Consider the following 18,043-nt stretch of genomic DNA (forward strand, 5'->3'; position numbering starts at 1 on the left):
GACAGGGTCTGATCGTTTCAAGGTAAACTGCATGAGTCTCACTCCCGACATCACCGAATTGCTGGCACGGGCGCGGGCTGACCTGCGTATGGGTGTTCCCGTTGTTCTGACCGACGAACTGGGATTTGGAGTACTCGCATTCGCCACCGAGACCCTGAGCCCGCAGAGGCTGGCTGATTTGCGCGGCTTGGGCGGAGATCCCGTTGTCGCCATCACGGTTCGGCGCGCTGAAACACTTAAAGCGCGTGCATATGACGGCGATCTTGCTCGCGTCATGATCCCGGCGGATGCTGGGCTGAGCTGGGTGCAGGCGGTGGCCGACCCGTCCGATGATCTGAACGCCCCGATGAAGGGCCCGCTGATGACCGAACGGCAAGGCAGCGCAAATCTGCACCGGATCGCTATTGCGTTGGCCAAGTCGGCGCAATTGCTTCCGGCCGCCGTCGTGACCCCAATTCAAGACGGGCGCGAATTTGCGGCAGATCATGGTCTGACCTGCATTGACCATGCCCGGGCCGCGCCACATCTGACAGATCGCAGTGCTCTGCATCCTGTCGTCGCCGCACGCCTGCCAATGGAAGTGTCGGAGGCCGGGCGCCTGCATGTATTCCGCCCCGAAGATGGTGGAGAGGAACACTATGCGGTTGAAATCGGTCGCCCCGACCGCGACAAGCCCGTCCTCGCGCGGCTGCATTCGGCCTGTTTCACAGGCGATCTCATGGGCAGCCTGAAATGTGACTGTGGCCCGCAACTGCGCGGGGCCTTGGCCCAGATGGGGGACGAGGGTGCGGGTGTCCTGCTTTATCTGAATCAGGAAGGGCGTGGGATCGGGCTCGCCAACAAAATGCGCGCCTATTTTCTTCAGGATCAGGGATTTGACACTGTCGAGGCTAACCACCGGCTTGGATTCGAAGATGATGAACGGGATTTCAGGCTCGGCTCGGATATCCTGAAATCGCTGGGCTTCAATTCGGTCCGTCTGCTGACCAACAACCCTGCAAAAATCGCGATGATGGAACGCACAGGTATCGCCGTCACTGAACGGGTTCCGTTGAAAGTAGGTGAATCAGATTTCAACCGTGCGTATCTGGCGACCAAAGCAGCAAAGTCAGGCCACCTGCTGTGACACCAAGCGATCTGGTTTTGACACCGCGTGGCGTTCGGTTTCTCGGGCACCTGTTCCCCTGCGCTATGGGCAAAGGGGGCTTGAGCCCAACCAAGCAGGAAGGTGACGGAACAACACCAACAGGTGTGCATCACATTGTGGGTATGCTCTATCGCGCAGACCGAATGCCACGGCCGGCGCATTGGGCAAGACCGATCGGACCACGCGATTTATGGTCAGACGACGTTGAGGACGATGCGTATAACCATTTGGTGCGCGCGCCTCATGATTTCAGTCACGAAAAACTGCGTCGCCCAGATCCGCTTTATGACCTGATCTTGATAACCGATTGGAACTATCCCAATTCAGAACCCAGCCGGGGATCGGCCATCTTCCTGCATCAATGGCGACGCCCACGGTTTCCAACCGAAGGCTGCATCGCATTCAGGCGCGACCACCTACGTTGGATTGCCCAAAAAATCACGCCGGGCACACGGCTGATCATCCCTGAGGCTTAACCCGCGCCCCGAAAATGGCAGACCCAACACGGACGTGTGTGGCACCCAAGGCGATTGCCGATTCAAAATCACTGCTCATTCCCATCGACAAACCCTCCAGCCCATTCCGCTCTGCGATTTTTGCCAATAACGCGAAGTGCAACGCGGGTTCTTCTTCAACCGGTGGAATGCACATCAAACCTCGGACGGGCAGGTCCTGGCTGCGGCACTCAGCAATGAACGTATCAGCATCTTGTGGAAGAGTACCGGCTTTCTGATCCTCTTCGCCTGTGTTGATCTGTATAAAAAGATCCGGGCACTTACCCATCTCTTGCGCCAATCGTGCCAATGTTTTGGCGAGCTTTGGTCGATCAACTGAATGGATGGCATTGCAAAGCTCAATCGCCTGCCGTGCCTTGTTTGTTTGCAATGGACCGATCAGATGCAGATCGATGTCCGGAAAACTCTCGCGAAATGCAGGCCATTTGCCAGCGGCTTCCTGCACACGGTTTTCTCCGAAACACCGGTGGCCCTGCTTCAATACGGCTTCGACCCGGTCGTTAGGTTGCACCTTGGAAACCGCGATTAATTGCACCGAGCCTTCGGCGCGTCCTGCCGCAGATTCAGCTTTGGCTATTCGATCGGTGATTTCTTGCAGCGACATGGGTTCCTCATTCTGCGTTTGCAGCAGCAAAACACCATGTTGCGGCAAAAGAAAAGGGCAGGTCCGAAGACCTGCCCTTGAACCTTGTGGTTCAGATCAACTTAGAAGTTGAACTGAGCACCAAAGTCGGCACGCAGCTGGCTGTCGCCGTCGCCACGCTTCTGGTTGCCGATACCACCGCGCAGCGATGCACCGCCACCCAGGTCGTAGATGGCACCGATGCCGTACTGCTGCAGATCGTCGTCCGCCGAACCGTCACCGTAAGCGAAGGTCAGAGTGGTTGCCGCGCCCAGGTTGTAGGCGGCCGACAGACCGTATGCGGTGCCGTTGCGGTCTTCGTCTGCAACGTCATCGTCTGCAACGAACAGAGTACCCGAGAAATCACCGAATTCTGCACCCAGGGTCAGAACGGTCAGGCTTTCTTTTTCAGCATCGAATGCGCCGTTGGTCTGACCGTAGGCCAGAGCAGCCGTTACATTGCCGAATGTGTAGGTGGCGCTGATGTCCCAGCGGTCGCCATCATCAGTGTCTGAACCAGCTATTGCATCTTCAGCAAAGGTACGCTGGTCATACGATGCGCCAAACGCGAAGTCACCAACTGCGTACTGGAAGAACACACCGTTCGCACCATCACCGGTCGACGAGTACGCCAGGAAGTCATAGTCGACGCCCGAATACTGACCGATGAAGCTTTCCAGGCCAGGCTCGTTACCGTAGTAGTTTGCCAAGTTGTCGAACGAACCGGCTACGTTACCGGCGTCAACACGCAGACCACCAAAGATGACCGAGAAGCGTGCGCCGTTCAGGCCAGCGGAGTTTGCTTCGCCGTTGCCGGCATCTTCGTCTGCCTGCAGACGAACACGGCCTTCAAAGCGAACGCCACCGTCAGTTTCAGCGATACCGTCGATGTTCAGACGGAAGCGCGAGACCAGAATGGTGCTATCGGTTTCAACACCGGTCGCTTCACCACCGCCAACTGCGTCAACGGTACCTGTACGGTCTTCCAGGTATCCCAGACCAAAGCGGCCGTAACCGCTGAACTTTACTTCGGCCGCTGCAACACTTGCGGTTGCAATCAGTGCGGTCGTTGCGAAGAGAACTTTTTTCATCTTGTTTCCCTCGGTTTCAAAGATTTTCTACTCGACACATGCAAAGCACGCGTCTCAGCACGGACACCGTTTCGCTTTTTTTGCCCCCGTTGCGCAAGCTTGGCATAAACGCAAAGACGTCATTCGGCCCAAATTGGTGCAAGGATGCCACAGTCGAATTCAACGGATCGTGCGGTTCACGCGAGTCGATCATAAAAGAATAGGGTTGTTGCTGTACGGGTCCTTGTCTAGGAGTATCACTCGACAGAGCAAAACAAGTGACACGGGACCTTCCAACGATGCGCCGTATTACGATTCCAGGTTTGATCATGGTAACGGCTGCCTTATCAGCCTGCGGAGGGCCACCGCCTGGCGATGCAAGTGTGTTGACCGCTGATGGCAGCTCGACAGAGGAACGCGAACTGAATGACCCGAATCGTTCGACGATCTGGGACGTATTCGGCCCGAACACCTCAGAGCAGGTCACTCAGGTAAATCGCTATCTGTGGGCCGCATCGCTGGATGTACTGAATTTCTTGCCGATCCAAGAGGTCGATCCGTTTACCGGAGTGATCGTAACGGGTTATGGCACACCGCCCGGCGGCGGGCGTTCCTATCGCGCGACAGTTCACATCAGTGATCCTGCCCTGGAAGCGCGTTCCTTGTCCGTAGCTCTTCAGACCAGTGGCGGTTCTCCGGTCAGCGCTGCAACGTCGCGCGCCGTCGAAGATGCGATCCTGTCTCGCGCGCGTCAGCTACGCATTGCGGACAACAAGTTCTAGAAACCCGACAAAAATCACACTATTACCACGCCGGGTTCCTACCCGGCGTTTTCATTCACGAAGGACCGCATGATGTCGCGCTACTCGGCCAACGAAATCGAAGCAAAATGGCAGGAGGCCTGGGACAAGGCCGGAATCTTCACCGCCAATCACAAGGCGGACAAGCCGAAATACTATGTGCTTGAGATGTTCCCCTACCCGTCTGGCCGTATCCACATGGGGCATGTACGCAACTATACGATGGGTGACGTGATCGCCCGCCACAAGCTCGCAACCGGTCATAACGTGCTGCACCCGATGGGCTGGGACGCGTTCGGGATGCCTGCGGAAAACGCCGCAATGGCCAGTGGTGGCCACCCCAAAGATTGGACCTACGGCAATATCGCCGACATGCGCGGACAGATGAAGCCGCTGGGCCTGTCGATCGACTGGTCTCGTGAATTCGCCACCTGTGATCCGGAATACTACGGCCAGCAGCAGGCTTTGTTCCTGGATATGCTCGAGGCCGGTCTGGTCTATCGCAAGAACGCCGTGGTGAACTGGGACCCAGTCGATATGACTGTTTTGGCCAATGAACAGGTAGAAAACGGCCGTGGCTGGCGTTCAGGCGCCTTGGTTGAGCGTCGCGAGTTGACTCAGTGGTTTTTCAAGATTTCCAATTATTCCGAGGAACTGCTCGACGCGCTGGATACGCTGGATAACTGGCCCGCCAAGGTACGCCTGATGCAAGAGAACTGGATCGGCAAGTCCCGTGGCCTGCAATTCGGGTTCGAACGCACCGATGGAGGTGAGCCGATCACCGTCTACACGACACGGCCCGATACGCTGATGGGCGCGTCGTTTGTTGGCATCTCGCCCGATCATCCGATTGCCAAGCAGCTTGAGGCAGAAAACCCGAAAGTCGCTGAATTCGTTGCCGAATGCCGCAAGGGCGGCACCACCGAAGAGGCGATCGAAACCGCCGAAAAGCTGGGTTATGACACCGGCATACGTGTAAAACATCCACTCGACCCCAGCTGGGAGCTGCCGGTCTGGATCGCCAACTTTATCCTGATGGACTATGGCACCGGCGCCATTTTTGCCTGCCCAGCTCATGATCAACGTGACCTCGATTTCTGTCGCAAATACGGCCTGCCTGTGGTCGACACATTCTTTGCACTGGATGATGACACTCCGGTCGACAAGATCGCGTTTGTTCCACCGAAAACCGAGAAAGTCCGCTGGGTGAATCATTTTGCGGGTCTCACCGAGGCAACGGGTGACGAGGCCATCAATGCCACCGTTGATTTCGCCGAAAAGGCCGGTTGGGGTGAAGGTGTTACCAAATACCGCCTGCGCGATTGGGGGCTCAGCCGCCAGCGCTATTGGGGCTGCCCGATTCCTGTTGTGCATTGTGATCAATGCGGCACGGTCTCCGAGAAGAAAGATAATCTGCCGATCGAGCTGCCTTATGATGATGGCAACGGCAAACCCATAGATTTTTCGATCCCCGGCAACCCGCTGGACCGCCACCCCAGCTGGCGCGACACCCCTTGCCCTTCCTGCGGCGCTCCAGCCAAGCGGGAAACTGACACGATGGACACATTTGTCGATTCGTCGTGGTACTTCGCCCGTTTCACCGCCCCGCGCGCTGAAACACCCACCGATCTTGCCGAAGCCGAGTATTGGATGAATGTCGACCAATATATCGGTGGGATCGAGCATGCGATTCTGCACCTGCTCTATTCGCGCTTCTTCGCGCGGGCGATGAACATCACTGGTCATTTGCCGAAGAAAGCGATTGAGCCGTTCAACGCGCTGTTTACTCAAGGCATGGTGACTCATGAAATTTATCAGACACGCGACGCCAACGGTCGCCCGGTCTATCACCTGCCCGAGGACGTGACCGACGGCAAACTGACCGACGGCACCGTGGTTGAAATCATCCCCTCAGCCAAAATGTCCAAGTCGAAAAAGAACGTCGTCGATCCGGTCAGCATCATCTCGGCCTTTGGTGCGGATACTGCGCGCTGGTTTGTTCTGTCCGACTCCCCACCTGAGCGCGACGTGGAATGGACCGCGTCGGGCGCCGAAGCCGCGTTCAAACATCTCAGCCGCGTGCACCGCATCGCCGCAGAAATCGCAGAATCGGACTTGCCGGCCACAGCAGATGACGAAACGCTGCTACGTGAGATGCACAAAGCCATTCATGACGTATCGGGCGGGGTCGAATCCTTTGGCTTTAACGCATCTATCGCAAAGCTTTATGCATTCACTAACACGCTTGCCAAATCCAAAGCGGGCTCTGCAGTCAAGCGCGAGGCAGCCAAGACACTAGCGCAGCTGATGTCGCCGATGACGCCACACTTGTCCGAAGAACTTTGGCAGATGCTGGGCGGCGAAGGCCTGGTTGCAACCGCGCCTTGGCCCATCGCGGATGAGACCATGCTGATCGATGACACCATAACCCTGCCGATTCAGATCAACGGCAAGCGTCGGGCCGAAATCAGCGTAGCCAAAGATCTGGATAAAGCAGAGGTTGAAAAAATCGCCCTCAGCACCGAAGCTGTGCAAAAGGCGCTGGATGGCGCTGCACCGAAGAAAGTGATCGTTGTTCCGGGCCGGATCGTTAATGTCGTCGTTTGATCGTAGAACCCTGTTATTGATGCCGCTGGCGCTCGCCGCTTGCGGGTTCGAGCCGGTTTATGCGCCCGGAGGATCAGGCTCGGCCTTGGATGGCAAGGTCGAGGTGTCCGCACCAAATACGGTCGAAAGCTTTCTGCTTGTCCAGAATCTGGAACGTAAATTAGGTCGAAGCGCGACCTCGGGCAACGAATACAAGCTGGATGTCGGCGTATCGACGGTCACCCGCAGGGCCTCGATTACCACAGCGAATGAAACTAATCGCTATACGATCGACGGGAATGCGACTTACGCGCTGAAATCCAATGCGACCGGGCAAATCATCGCCTCGGGCAACGTTACCGAATTTGTCGGTTATTCTGCTGCAGGCTCGACCGTGTCTACACTGGCAGATGAACGCGACGCGACCGAGCGCTTGATGGTGATTCTGGCCGATCAGATCGTAAATCGCCTTTACGCCACGCCGGGCCTGTCCACATGAAGCTGAGCCCGCGCGAGGCTGATGGGTATTTTGCCAAGCCGGACGCGGACAAAGCCGGGCTGTTGATCTACGGGGCGGACGCGATGCGCGTTGCTCTAAAGCGTCAGCAAGTTCTGGCGGCTTTGTTGGGATCCGGCGCTGAAGAGGAAATGCGCCTGACCCGCATTCCCGGAAGCGATCTACGCAGCGATCCGGCCCTGTTGCTGGACGCGGTCAAGGCTGTCGGATTTTTCCCCGGCCCCCGCGCGGTGTTTGTTGAAGACGCCACCGATGTCGCAGCGCCTGCGATTCTCACAGCCCTTGAAGACTGGGATCAAGGCGATGCACAGATCATCGTGACGGCCGGGCAGCTCAAACCCAGCTCGAAAATCCGCAAAGCATTCGAAGCGAACCCTGCCGCATACGCTGTTGGCATCTACGATGACCCGCCCTCGCGCGCCGAGGTGGAGCGCATTCTGGCGCAAGCCGGATTGAAGAATATTCCGCGCGATTCGATGTCGGCGCTTAGCGAACTTGCAATGGCGCTCAGCCCTGGTGATTTCACTCAAACAGTTGAGAAACTGTCGCTTTACAAACGCGGTGACGCCGGTGAACTGACGATTGAAGATATTGAAGCCTGTGCGCCGCGGTCGACCGAGGCGGCGCTGGATGATGTATTGAACGTCGTTGCCGAAGGCCGGGCACAGGAAATCGGCCCCCTTATCCGACGCCTGCAGGCGCAGGGCACCAACGGGGTCACCTTGTGTATTGGGGCGACGCGGCATTTCCGAACGCTCTATGCCTGCGCATCCGACCCTGAAGGCGCGGCGCAGGGAATCGGCAAGCTGCGCCCTCCGGTCTATGGCAAACGACGTGACCGGATCCTGAGGCAAGCTCAGGGATGGGGGGCGCCCAAGCTGCAGACCGCTTTAACCGTCCTTACAGATACGGACCTATCCTTGCGCTCGGCAGGTCAAACCGCACCTGCGATGGCACTGGTAGAGCGTGCAATGATCCGACTGGCGATGCTGGCCCGATCGGGTTAAGGCCTAGCGCGCCAACCACGTTGCCGCCGACTGACCGGCCCAACGTCCCGTCGCCAGACAGGCGGTCAGAAGATAACCACCGGTCGGGGCTTCCCAATCCAGCATCTCGCCCGCGCAAAAAACGCCCGGACATGCAGTCAGCATCAAACCGCTGTCCACGGCACCCGATGCTACCCCGCCAGCGGTTGAGATCGCCTCATCCATCGGGCGTAACCCAGCATACCTGATGGGCAGGTTTTTCAGCGCACCGATCCATTGCGTTTGCTTCAATGCGCGGCCCTTAGTCATTTCGTGGAACAAAGCGATCTTTTGCGGAGACAGACGCAGACCATTCTTCAACCAATGCGAAAGCGTTGCCTTTGATTTCTTCGCGTCCAATCGCGCCTGCATCCCTTCAGCCGTCACATCCGGGACCAGATCAACAAACAGCGGCGCCCCCGTCCGCAGCGCAGGGGTCAGGGCATACATACCGCCACCTTCCAGGCCTTTTGCGGAAATAGTGGCCTCACCACGGCTATCCAGATCGCCCGCCATCCACCGCACCGACTTGAGCGCCGCGCCAAAATGTGGCTGCATATAGGGGCTCCAATCGACTGACAGAGCGGCGTTAGCCGGTGCAAACGGTGTTAGATCAACTCCGCTGTCTGCAAGCCATTGGGCCCAAGCCCCATCCGAACCCAACCGCGCCCAGCTGGCACCCCCCAATGCCAAAACCGTCGCGCCGGGCGAGCAAAACTGCATGCCATCTGGCGTCTCAAAAGCCAACGCGCCACCTTGCCATCCCTGCCAGCACCAGCGTGTCCTGATCTGAACACCGGCCTGATCCAATCTGGCCAGCCAGGCCCGCAGCAATGGTGAGGCCTTCATGACTTTCGGAAACACCCGCCCGGTAGAGCCCGTGAACATCTCTTGCCCAAGATCACCGGCCCAAGCCTTCACCGCCTGTGCGTCAAACGCTTGTATCATCGGATGCAACCAATCCTTTGCATCCCCGTATGCGCCCATAAGCATGTCAAAAGGCTCATCCTTGGTCAGGTTCAGGCCGGACTTCCCCGCCATCAGGAATTTACGCGCGACAGACGGCTTGGCTTCGGCCACTACAACCTCGTGCCCGGCGGCGGCAAGCTGTTCGGCGGCCATTAGCCCCGCTGGCCCTGCCCCGATGACCATGGTTTGCGCCATTGTGTCCCTCTTGCCCTGTACACGCATCAGCGCGAAGTTAGGTCATGGCAAATTCCGATCCGATCTGCCCGCTCTGCAACCGTCCGATCCCCGAAGGTGGTGGAAGCCTGCACCATCTGATCCCAAAGCTTAAGGGAGGCAAGGGCGGGCCCACCGTTTTATTGCATCAGATATGCCACAAAGAGATCCACGCGACACTGACCGAGGCCGAACTGGCGCGTGACTTTCACACTGTCGATGCACTGCGCAAACATCCGAGGCTTGAGAAGTTTCTGATGTGGGTGCGCAAACGCCCGCCGGGGTTTCGCTCAAAAGTGCCGGGCAAACGACGCGGGCGATGATCAGGCAGGAAGCCAGGGATCACCGAACATATCCTTTTTCGGGTCGGTCAGCCCTTCAACCTCGATCCCAAGATAATCCGGCACCGGAGCAAACCGAGCGTTCGGAATATGCTGGTATTCCAACGTGGTATATGGGCGCTTCCACAGCCATTCGCGATTCTCAACCGCCCAAAGATCGGGGTTGGGAGGCTCCTCTGTGGTGAACGCATAAAAATGCAGATCGAACCCATGAGGTTCGACATCCTGCAGAGACAGCAAAGACAGTCCCATGGATCGGCAAAACGCATCTTCGGTTGCAATATCGCCGGTTCGCAAAGTGATCTGGCCGATACAGGCCTTCGCGAAGGGGGCGTCCGGGCTTGTAGCATCAACCGGTCGGTTGCCCTCGAAATCCTGCTGCAGCAGTTCAATGGCAAACCCTTCGGGGTCATTCAGATGGCACATATAGCCGATATCCAGAAACTGCCGCGGCGCGCTGACCGGGATACCCTTCTGGCGCAGGTGTTCTGCGGCAAGATCAACATCCGGCAACGTGATCCCGATCTTCCAATACCGCTGCCCCGGATCATGGCGGTAGCCCCCGCCGCCCGGCATCAGCAACAGATCGGCATCCTGACCGGAATATCCAAGACGACGATTGGCGCCTTCAACCCTGACAGACATGCCAAGCGCATCACGATAAAACGCCGCCAAAGCATCCGGGTCCGCCACCCGCAATCGGAGCGCGGCCAACCTCATGGGCACAATCCGGCTATGCCCGCAGCAACCGACGGATCTGCGGACAGGCTGTCGGCTACAAGTTCTTGTGCAGTTGGTATCAAATGTTCGGGCTCAACCACCCGATCAACCAGCCCAAAGCTATAAGCTTCTTCTGCAGAAATCTTCTGTCCCGCCATCAGTATGAGTCGGGTTCTGGCCGGACCGATCAACTCTGCCATCCGCTTGGGATCCGAGGGCTGCGGCAAGAATCCCAGCTTCATGACCGGGTAAAAGAACTTGGCCGAGGGCACTGCGATACGCAGGTCACAGGCCAGCACCATACCGTTGGCTCCACCGGCCAAAGTGCCGTTGAGTGCGGCCACCGTCAGACAGGGCAAGGCGGCAATGGCACCCGACAACCTCTCCCAAAGATCGGAGGTCGCAAGGCCCGCCCGCGCTTCTTCAAGATCGGCGCCCGCACTGAAGACCCGGCCCGCCCCCGTCAGGATCAATGCACGTGCCTCGGTCGCCGCCTCTGCGATGCGAACCAATTCGCTTAGCATCGCTGAGGTCAGCGCATTGGCCTTGTCCGGATTGTTCAACTTGACGGTCCACAACCCATCATCCTGTGTCAGTTCGATCACGTCAGCCCGACCCTTTTTCGGATGTCTTCGTTGCGAAGCGATATTTCGGTCCCCAAGAACTCATCCGCATCTGCCGAGCACATCCACATCAACGCCCGCGCGGGCCAGTCTGCGGGGATGTGATCGTCCCAATCCAGCTGACTCACTGGATTGATTCCGCTGGCCTTGATCACCCGCTGCATATCTGTGGCCACAGTTCCCGGGGACAGGCCCATTGCGCGAATACCATGATGCGCCTCTTCCAGATGCAGGCATTCGGTCAGCATCTTGGCCCCAGCTTTTGATGCGCAATAGTGGCTCCAGGCTTCGACCGGGTTCGACGCGGCACCGGACGAGACTGTCAGAACGGTCCCGCCGCCTGCTGCCCGCATGATGGGCAGGACGGCACGCATTCCGTAAAAGACACCCTTCAAGTTGATGTCGATTGCTTGGCTCCAGGCCCGGGTGTCGGCATTCGAAAGATGAAAGATCGGATCAATGACGCCCGCGTTCCCGATTAGCACATCCAGCTTGCCGAACCGGTCGATGCAATCGGCAACTGTCTGTTCGACCTGGGAAAAATCGCTGACGTCGCAGGCCAGCGCCATGGCATTTTCACCCAATGCCGCAGCCAGAGCGTCAATCTGATCGCGGCTGCGTGCGACCAAGGCCACATTGGCCCCAGCTGCGGCAAAAACGCGCCCGGCTTCCGCTCCGATGCCTCGGCTTGCCCCTGTGATCAGTACTGTTTTCCCTTGCATATGCATCGTTTAAATCCCTGCATTTGAAATTGTCTTAACTCGTACCCTGCAAATGGGGAATTGGTCCACCCCTTCCCCCTTGACGCTGGCCGCTACAGGCACGACCATGCCGGCAAATTGATCAAGAAGGGTTCTCTTATGACTGTTTTCCTTCGCCGTAGCTGCGGTGCAGCTTTGGCCTATGCTGTTGCAACCAACGGCGCGTTTGCAGATGTTACCGCCAATGATGTCTGGGCCGATTGGCAGGCATATCTGGGCGGCATGGGCTATGACGTCACTGGCGATCAGAGCGTTTCCGGCAACGTCACCACCATCGCGAACATGACGATGGCCATGGCCATTCCGGACACCGAAGGCACCTTCGACATGGTCATCCCCGAGATGACGTTGACCGAAAATGGCGACGGTACAGTCAATATCGGCTTTCCTGCCAGCTTCCCGATGACAATTTCGGGTGAAGCCGAGGGCGAGACATTTTCGGCTGATCTGATGTACGCTCACGACGCCTTGGAAATGGTCGTTTCGGGTACCCCCGAAAACATGACATATGACTATACGGCGAACAGCCTGACTCTGTCGATGGACTCGATGGAGTTTGATGGCGAAACCGTATCCAGCGACATGTTTGCCTTGAACGTTCAGATGAACGAAATCGCAGGCACATCGCAGATGCAGATCGGCGAGATGCGCGATATCGCGCAGCAGTTCACGGCCAGCAGCCTGTCCTATGATGTGGCCTTCAACGAGCCCGAAAGTGAAGACACGGGCCGGATCAGCGGTAAATTAGATGGTTTGAAATTTGATGGCGATACAATCATTCCACCCGGTATGGATGTCGCCAACATTGAAGACATCTACAAGGCCGGGTTCGCCGCTTCAGGTACATTCACATACGCCTCGGGCAGCACCGAAATGGCAGGCACTGCCGAGGGTGAGCCATTCTCGCTCAGCAGCAGTTCCGAAGGAGGCAGCTTTACCGGCAGCATCGATGCACAGCGCCTTGTCTACGATCTTGCGCAGAACAGCACCAAACTAGCCGTCACTACGTCGGATCTGCCTTTTCCAATCGAAATCGCGATGGCAAATGCAGGGCTGAAATTCGAGCTTCCGGTGCAGGCCTCGGAAGAAATCCAGCCATTTGGATTTGGCATGAACCTGACGGATTTCACCATGTCCGACGTGTTGTGGAGCATGTTCGACCCTGCTAGTGCGCTGCCGCGCGATCCGGCGACCATCGCGCTGGATGCAACCGGCACCGCCAAAGTTTTGGTCGATTTCATGGACCCGGAAGCCGTCGAAGAGCTTGAGACATCTGATATCGTTCCGGGCGAACTGCATTCGCTGAAGATCAACAAGCTTCTCGTATCATTGGTCGGAGCCCAATTGAGCGGTGATGGCGACTTTGCGTTCGACAACTCTAACACGGAAGAGTTTGATGGCCTGCCTGCCCCGTCGGGTGTTGCCAACTTGAAACTTGTTGGGGCCAACGCTCTGCTGGACAAGCTGATCGGCATGGGCTTTGTGTCGGAAAACGACGCGCTGGGCGCGCGTATGATGATGGGTCTGATGGCTGTTCCGGGCGAAGAACCGGACACGTTGAACTCGAAAATCGAGTTTACCGAGGATGGACAGATTCTGGCCAACGGTCAGCGTATCAAGTGACAAACAAATCGGGAAAGGCCGCGGCGCTGGCCTTTCCCGCCCGAGGCACATAAAGCCAGTGGGCTGCAGGCCTTGCGGGACAGGCTATCCGAGGCTAGGTCCAGAACAACAAGACCGGAGGCCTCATGACGCGAACACCTCAAACAATCAGTGAAGAGCTGCTGAATGCAGCCCGCAAGGCAGGTGCCGAGGCAGCGGATGCCATAGTAATTGATGGCTCATCCGTTTCTGTGGAAGTACGTAGTGGTGCATTGGAACATGCCGAACGCTCGGAAGCGACCGATCTAGGGCTGCGGGTCTTCCTTGGCAAACAGCAGGCAATCGTATCCAGTTCGGATAGTCGCCCCGATACGCTTACCGCGATGGCCGAGCGCGCCGTGGCCATGGCACGGGAAGCGCCCGAAGATCCGTTCACCGGCTTGGCCGCGCCTGACCAATTGGTCGCCGACTGTAATATCGACGCGCTGGAGCTGTTTGACCCAGCCCCTGAACCCAGCGCTGAAGCTCTGATGCAGGATGCGCTGGCGGCAGAGGCAGCAGCGCTGGACGTTGCGGGAGTCTCACAGGTGTCCGACGCTGCGGCCGCCTATGGTACCCACCGGGTCCATCTTGCCGCAACAAACGGCTTTTCGGATGGCTACATGCGCAGCAGCCGTTCAACCTCATGCGTCGCCATTTCCGGCGAAGGGACGGGAATGGAGCGTGACTATGACGGTGACAGCCGGACTTTTCAGTCTGACCTGCGCAGCCCCGCCGAGATTGGTCGCACGGCTGGTGAACGTGCGGTTCAGATCGTGGGAGCACGCAAGCCCCAGACCGGCAGTTTTCCGGTGGTGTTCGACGAACGGATTTCATCATCCCTGATCGGCCATCTGCTGGCCGCCAGCAATGGCGCGGCGATAGCCCGCGGGGCCTCGTGGCTGAAGGAAAGCCTTGGGCAACAGGTTCTACCGGCACATTTGTCTTTGATTGAAGACCCGCATCGCCCGCGCATTTCAGGCTCGCGCCCGTTCGATGCCGAAGGGCTGGCAACACGGCGCAGGGCGATCGTTGAAGATGGCGTTCTGACCGGTTGGACGTTAGACCTGTCCAGCGCCCGCAAATTGGGAATGACCTCGACCGGCAACGCAGCGCGCGGCGTGTCCGGGCCGCCGTCGCCTAGCAACTGGAACCTGAGCCTGACGCAAGGCGAGAAGACCCGCGCAGAGTTGTTGCGCGACATGGGTACCGGGCTTTTGGTCACTTCGATGATCGGATCGACCATCAATCCGAATACCGGCGACTATTCACGCGGCGCTTCGGGATTTTGGGTTGAGAACGGCGAGATCACCCATCCCGTCAACGAGTGTACCATCGCTGGCAATCTTCGTGACATGCTTATGCGAATCATTCCGGCAAACGATGCGCGGCCTTACCTATCGCGCGTTGTACCCTCGCTGTTGATCGAAGGGATGACACTTGCCGGCAACTGACCTGCCCCTACTGATCGACGCTGCGCTTGAGGCCGGAAAGATCGCCACGCGCTATTCGGGTCCTGATGCCCAGCGCTGGGATAAACCCGAAGGCGCAGGCCCGGTGACCGAGGCCGATCTGGCCGTCAACGCGATGCTAGAACGTGATCTGCAGGCGGCCCGCCCGGATTATGGCTGGCTGAGCGAAGAAACCGAGGATTCACCCGATCGTCTGGCCCGTGATCGGGTCTTCGTCATCGATCCCATCGACGGCACCCGCAGTTTTGCCGAGGGGTCGCGCACATGGGCCCATTCGCTGGCCGTAACCGAGAACGGTGAGGTCACGGCAGCCGTCATCTACCTTCCCTTACGTGATCTGCTGTATGCGGCTGCAAAAGGGCAAGGTGCAACGTTGAATGGCACTGCCATCCAAGTGTCAGGGCAAGCGCACCTGCCCGAAGCCGAGATTTTGGCGGCAAAACCCAATCTAGATCCGCGCCACTGGCAATCCGGTGCTGCACCTGACTTTCGCCGTGTATACCGCCCGTCTCTGGCCTATCGGATGGCGCTGGTTGCGCAGGGACGGTTTGACGGGATGCTGACGTTGCGACCCAGTTGGGAATGGGATATCGCCGCCGGAGATCTGATCCTGCGCGAGGCAGGCGGGCTCTGTACCGATCGTTTGGGGCAACCTCTGCGCTTCAACAATACCCATCCGCGCCTGAACGGCGTGGTGGCGGCAGGTTCAGCGGTGCATTCGGGCCTTCAGGCCCGGCTTGACCCGAATGGGGCCGGAATTCCGGCATGAGCAAGCCGCGATCTCTGAGCCTTGCGGCCTATCGGGTCCTGTCCTGGGGCGTCCCGCAAAGCACGGGCCACCCCGAGATTGCGCGCCCGGAAGGTGAACTTCTGTGGGTCCATGTCAGTACACCCGATCGGTTGCGGGCCGTCGACAATATTTGCCGTCGGCTGCTGTCTGTGCGACCGGGACTTTCGCTGTTGCTGACCGCCCCACCCGATGTTGATCTGAAGGACTGGGAAGATTGCGATACCCCGATCACAATGCTGCCCGCCGAACATACCGGCGCGGCGCGCACGTTCTTGGATCACTGGCGCCCTGATATGGGGCTGTGGTTTGGCGGTGGGCTGATGCCCAATGTGATAACACGCGCACAGGAGCGGGGCATTCCGCTAATTTTGCTTGAGGCTGTGGTCGACGTAAAATCCGCAAGGGGTGGACGTTGGTTACCTGATATCACGCGATACACGCTGGATTGCTTTACAGCGATACTTGCGCCCAATGATGACAGCGCACGCCAAATCCGACGCCTGGGAGTGAACTCGGCAAAAATCTCTGTCGCGCCACCACTTCATATCAGCCCCAACCCAGAGCCCTGGCCCGAAGATGAATTGATCGAGACCACTCACACAATGGCCGGACGCCCGGTTTGGCTGGCCGCATGGGTTCAGGACAAGGAATTCATCTCGGTTCTGACGGCCCATCGTCAGGCCTTGCGGATGCTGCCACGTCTGGCTTTGGTCCTGCATGTGGCGGATATGTCCGAGTCAGCGCCCTTGTTTAAACGCCTCGAAGCGATGGACCTTCGATGCGCCAACTGGGATGAAGGCCATCCAATCGAAGACACCACACAAGTGATTCTAACGGCCGAGCCCGAGGATCTGGGCCTTTGGCATCGTGTATCCGCAGTTACCTTCATGGGAAGTTCACTGGAACGCGGGGCGCGGGGGCACGACCCTCTGACCGCAGTCGCCTTGGGATCTGCGGTAATCCATGGGCCTCATGTCAGCAAGCATCGCAGTCTCTATGAGAGATTGGGGCAGGCAAAAGCCGCGTTGAAGATACGAACCGCAACAGAGTTGGGCGATGGCGTTGTCGAATTGTTGGCACCTGACCGCACAGCAGACATGGCATTGGCCGGATGGCGGATTGTCACCGAAGGGGCTCCACAGGCGGACCAACTGATCGATATGGTACAGGATACACTGGACCGGCGAGGGCGTGACGATGCGGGCACCTGACTTCTGGAACTCAGCCCCTGATCGGTTGGATTTGCGCGCCAGGCTGTTGGCGCCACTTGGTCGCCTCTATGCCGCTGCAACCGCCCGTCGCGTGGCGAGCGGGCAAGGCATCTCGCCGGGCGTACCGGTTATCTGCGTTGGCAACCTGAATGCCGGTGGCACAGGGAAGACACCGACGGTGATCTGGGTTTTGGAATATTTGAGGGATACCTGGCATCAACCTCATGTCGTGACCAAAGGCCATGGTGGCTCGCTGGAAGGCCCGGTGCAGGTCGACCCGCGCAAACACACAGCGGCTCAGGTCGGGGACGAACCCCTGTTGCTCGCCGCGTTTGCCGAGGTCTGGGTCGCCAAAGATCGTGCAGCGGGCGCGCAGGCAGCCGCAGCGGCAGGGGCAACCGCGATCGTGCTGGACGACGGTTTTCAGAACCCCGCAGTTGCCAAGGATTTTTCCATCATCGTGGTGGATGCGCAGCGCGGATTTGGCAATGGCCTTTGCCTTCCTGCTGGTCCACTGCGAGAGCCTGTGGCCGTTGGATTGAAACGTGCCGATCTCGTGTTGTCGCTTGGGGACGCCGCAGCGCAGTCAACATTTTCAGAAAGATGGGAACCTGCCCTGACGGTCCCACACGCCACCGGCGAGGTGTGTCCGCTCCAAACCGGAATGGACTGGAACAATACACCCGTTCTGGCCTTTGCGGGCATAGGCTATCCGGACAAGTTCTTTGGAACTCTGCGACAGCAAGGCGCTAAACTGCTGCGGGCCGAGGCACTGGATGATCACCAACCACTGACTTCAGCGCTGATGACGCGGCTTGAGAACGAGGCCAAAGCACTGGGCGCGCAACTGGTGACAACCGAGAAAGACGCCGTGCGCCTGCCCGCCACATTCCGCAGCAAAGTTCTGACCCTACCGGTTCGGTTGCAAATCAATCAGGATGACAAAGTCAAAGAGTTGTTGGCGAAGGCCGCGCCTTCACCTTAGGCAGATGGCCAGCCCAAAACAGGCTGACCATTCAG

18 protein-coding genes are annotated in these 18,043 nt (G+C 58.3%); 12 read left to right on the top strand and 6 right to left on the bottom strand.

Features of this window, described 5'->3' with window-relative positions:
- Positions 1-31 precede the first annotated feature (31 nt).
- Together ribA and ACR0NM_RS18685 are read left to right on the top strand one after the other, a co-directional pair.
- A complete protein-coding gene (gene ribA, locus ACR0NM_RS18680; protein ID WP_480616134.1) occupies positions 32-1,126 on the top strand; it encodes a GTP cyclohydrolase II in 1,095 nt (364 codons plus the stop codon).
- Complete coding sequence (locus ACR0NM_RS18685; RefSeq protein WP_480616136.1) at positions 1,123-1,623, top strand: L,D-transpeptidase family protein; 501 nt, start codon at positions 1,123-1,125, stop codon at positions 1,621-1,623. Before ribA ends, ACR0NM_RS18685 begins: the two co-directional genes overlap by 4 nt.
- Here ACR0NM_RS18685 and ACR0NM_RS18690 read toward each other — a convergent pair.
- On the bottom strand, positions 1,607-2,266 hold the full coding sequence (locus ACR0NM_RS18690) for a YggS family pyridoxal phosphate-dependent enzyme (protein ID WP_480616138.1): 660 nt from the start codon (positions 2,264-2,266) through the stop codon (positions 1,607-1,609). The two genes, ACR0NM_RS18685 and ACR0NM_RS18690, sit on opposite strands and share 17 nt — an antisense overlap.
- Positions 2,267-2,367: 101 nt before the next feature.
- On the bottom strand, positions 2,368-3,375 hold the full coding sequence (locus ACR0NM_RS18695) for a porin (protein WP_480616140.1): 1,008 nt from the start codon (positions 3,373-3,375) through the stop codon (positions 2,368-2,370).
- Positions 3,376-3,653: 278 nt separating this feature from the next.
- On the opposite strand from ACR0NM_RS18695, the gene ACR0NM_RS18700 reads away from it, so the two are divergent.
- From ACR0NM_RS18700 to holA, 4 genes are all read left to right on the top strand, one after another.
- Positions 3,654-4,136, top strand: a complete 483-nt coding sequence (locus ACR0NM_RS18700) for a DUF3576 domain-containing protein (protein WP_170398884.1) — start codon at positions 3,654-3,656, stop codon at positions 4,134-4,136.
- A gap of 72 nt (positions 4,137-4,208) precedes the next feature.
- Positions 4,209-6,761, top strand: coding sequence for a leucine--tRNA ligase (gene leuS / locus ACR0NM_RS18705; protein WP_480616142.1), 2,553 nt, complete (start codon positions 4,209-4,211; stop codon positions 6,759-6,761).
- Complete coding sequence (lptE, locus tag ACR0NM_RS18710) at positions 6,748-7,239, top strand: LPS assembly lipoprotein LptE (protein ID WP_170398890.1); 492 nt, start codon at positions 6,748-6,750, stop codon at positions 7,237-7,239. The genes leuS and lptE overlap by 14 nt, the downstream gene beginning before the upstream one ends.
- On the top strand, positions 7,236-8,264 hold the full coding sequence (gene holA, locus ACR0NM_RS18715) for a DNA polymerase III subunit delta (RefSeq protein ID WP_480616144.1): 1,029 nt from the start codon (positions 7,236-7,238) through the stop codon (positions 8,262-8,264). Before lptE ends, holA begins: the two co-directional genes overlap by 4 nt.
- Positions 8,265-8,267: 3 nt before the next feature.
- On the opposite strand, the gene ACR0NM_RS18720 is transcribed toward holA, so the two are convergent.
- Entirely contained in the window at positions 8,268-9,446 is a 1,179-nt protein-coding gene (locus ACR0NM_RS18720; RefSeq protein ID WP_480616146.1) for a TIGR03862 family flavoprotein, read from the bottom strand.
- A gap of 44 nt (positions 9,447-9,490) precedes the next feature.
- Here ACR0NM_RS18720 and ACR0NM_RS18725 point away from each other — a divergent pair, with 44 nt between their 5' ends.
- Positions 9,491-9,787, top strand: coding sequence for an HNH endonuclease (locus tag ACR0NM_RS18725; RefSeq protein WP_170398899.1), 297 nt, complete (start codon positions 9,491-9,493; stop codon positions 9,785-9,787).
- Here ACR0NM_RS18725 and ACR0NM_RS18730 read toward each other — a convergent pair whose 3' ends face one another.
- Genes ACR0NM_RS18730 through ACR0NM_RS18740 form a run of 3 tightly spaced genes read right to left on the bottom strand, consistent with a single transcriptional unit; the run spans position 9,788 to position 11,876 of the window.
- A complete protein-coding gene (locus tag ACR0NM_RS18730) occupies positions 9,788-10,525 on the bottom strand; it encodes a VOC family protein (RefSeq protein ID WP_480616148.1) in 738 nt (245 codons plus the stop codon).
- A complete protein-coding gene (locus ACR0NM_RS18735; RefSeq protein ID WP_480585810.1) occupies positions 10,522-11,130 on the bottom strand; it encodes an enoyl-CoA hydratase/isomerase family protein in 609 nt (202 codons plus the stop codon). The genes ACR0NM_RS18730 and ACR0NM_RS18735 overlap by 4 nt, the downstream gene beginning before the upstream one ends.
- Positions 11,127-11,876 (bottom strand): SDR family oxidoreductase, encoded by a 750-nt coding sequence (locus ACR0NM_RS18740; protein WP_170398908.1) that lies wholly within the window; start codon positions 11,874-11,876, stop codon positions 11,127-11,129. Before ACR0NM_RS18740 ends, ACR0NM_RS18735 begins: the two co-directional genes overlap by 4 nt.
- 132 nt (positions 11,877-12,008) lie before the next feature.
- On the opposite strand from ACR0NM_RS18740, the gene ACR0NM_RS18745 reads away from it, so the two are divergent.
- The 5 genes from ACR0NM_RS18745 to lpxK all read left to right on the top strand — a co-directional run bounded on the left by ACR0NM_RS18745 (position 12,009) and on the right by lpxK (position 18,008).
- On the top strand, positions 12,009-13,532 hold the full coding sequence (locus ACR0NM_RS18745; protein ID WP_170398911.1) for a DUF2125 domain-containing protein: 1,524 nt from the start codon (positions 12,009-12,011) through the stop codon (positions 13,530-13,532).
- A gap of 125 nt (positions 13,533-13,657) precedes the next feature.
- Positions 13,658-15,004: a TldD/PmbA family protein gene (locus tag ACR0NM_RS18750; RefSeq protein ID WP_170818408.1), complete on the top strand. Its 1,347-nt coding sequence runs from the start codon at positions 13,658-13,660 to the stop codon at positions 15,002-15,004.
- Entirely contained in the window at positions 14,991-15,791 is an 801-nt protein-coding gene (locus tag ACR0NM_RS18755; protein ID WP_170425874.1) for a 3'(2'),5'-bisphosphate nucleotidase CysQ, read from the top strand. Before ACR0NM_RS18750 ends, ACR0NM_RS18755 begins: the two co-directional genes overlap by 14 nt.
- Entirely contained in the window at positions 15,788-17,023 is a 1,236-nt protein-coding gene (locus ACR0NM_RS18760; protein WP_480616150.1) for a 3-deoxy-D-manno-octulosonic acid transferase, read from the top strand. Before ACR0NM_RS18755 ends, ACR0NM_RS18760 begins: the two co-directional genes overlap by 4 nt.
- A complete protein-coding gene (gene lpxK / locus ACR0NM_RS18765; RefSeq protein WP_170398923.1) occupies positions 17,010-18,008 on the top strand; it encodes a tetraacyldisaccharide 4'-kinase in 999 nt (332 codons plus the stop codon). Before ACR0NM_RS18760 ends, lpxK begins: the two co-directional genes overlap by 14 nt.
- Positions 18,009-18,043 lie beyond the last annotated feature (35 nt).

The sequence above is a fragment of the Ruegeria sp. AF2 genome (genome assembly GCF_056542025.1).

Bases quoted from the DNA above. Each gene is read 5' to 3' on its own strand.
- holA (WP_480616144.1), top strand. From the start codon at position 7,236: ATGAAGCTGAGCCCGCGCGAGGCTGATGGGTATTTTGCCAAGCCGGAC.
- lpxK (WP_170398923.1), top strand. From the start codon at position 17,010: ATGCGGGCACCTGACTTCTGGAACTCAGCCCCTGATCGGTTGGATTTG.
- lptE (WP_170398890.1), top strand. From the start codon at position 6,748: ATGTCGTCGTTTGATCGTAGAACCCTGTTATTGATGCCGCTGGCGCTC.
- leuS (WP_480616142.1), top strand. From the start codon at position 4,209: ATGTCGCGCTACTCGGCCAACGAAATCGAAGCAAAATGGCAGGAGGCC.
- ribA (WP_480616134.1), top strand. From the start codon at position 32: ATGAGTCTCACTCCCGACATCACCGAATTGCTGGCACGGGCGCGGGCT.
- ACR0NM_RS18745 (WP_170398911.1), top strand. From the start codon at position 12,009: ATGACTGTTTTCCTTCGCCGTAGCTGCGGTGCAGCTTTGGCCTATGCT.
- ACR0NM_RS18700 (WP_170398884.1), top strand. From the start codon at position 3,654: ATGCGCCGTATTACGATTCCAGGTTTGATCATGGTAACGGCTGCCTTA.
- ACR0NM_RS18690 (WP_480616138.1), bottom strand. From the start codon at position 2,266: ATGTCGCTGCAAGAAATCACCGATCGAATAGCCAAAGCTGAATCTGCG.
- ACR0NM_RS18740 (WP_170398908.1), bottom strand. From the start codon at position 11,876: ATGCATATGCAAGGGAAAACAGTACTGATCACAGGGGCAAGCCGAGGC.
- ACR0NM_RS18730 (WP_480616148.1), bottom strand. From the start codon at position 10,525: ATGAGGTTGGCCGCGCTCCGATTGCGGGTGGCGGACCCGGATGCTTTG.
- ACR0NM_RS18720 (WP_480616146.1), bottom strand. From the start codon at position 9,446: ATGGCGCAAACCATGGTCATCGGGGCAGGGCCAGCGGGGCTAATGGCC.
- ACR0NM_RS18695 (WP_480616140.1), bottom strand. From the start codon at position 3,375: ATGAAAAAAGTTCTCTTCGCAACGACCGCACTGATTGCAACCGCAAGT.
- ACR0NM_RS18725 (WP_170398899.1), top strand. From the start codon at position 9,491: ATGGCAAATTCCGATCCGATCTGCCCGCTCTGCAACCGTCCGATCCCC.
- ACR0NM_RS18750 (WP_170818408.1), top strand. From the start codon at position 13,658: ATGACGCGAACACCTCAAACAATCAGTGAAGAGCTGCTGAATGCAGCC.
- ACR0NM_RS18760 (WP_480616150.1), top strand. From the start codon at position 15,788: ATGAGCAAGCCGCGATCTCTGAGCCTTGCGGCCTATCGGGTCCTGTCC.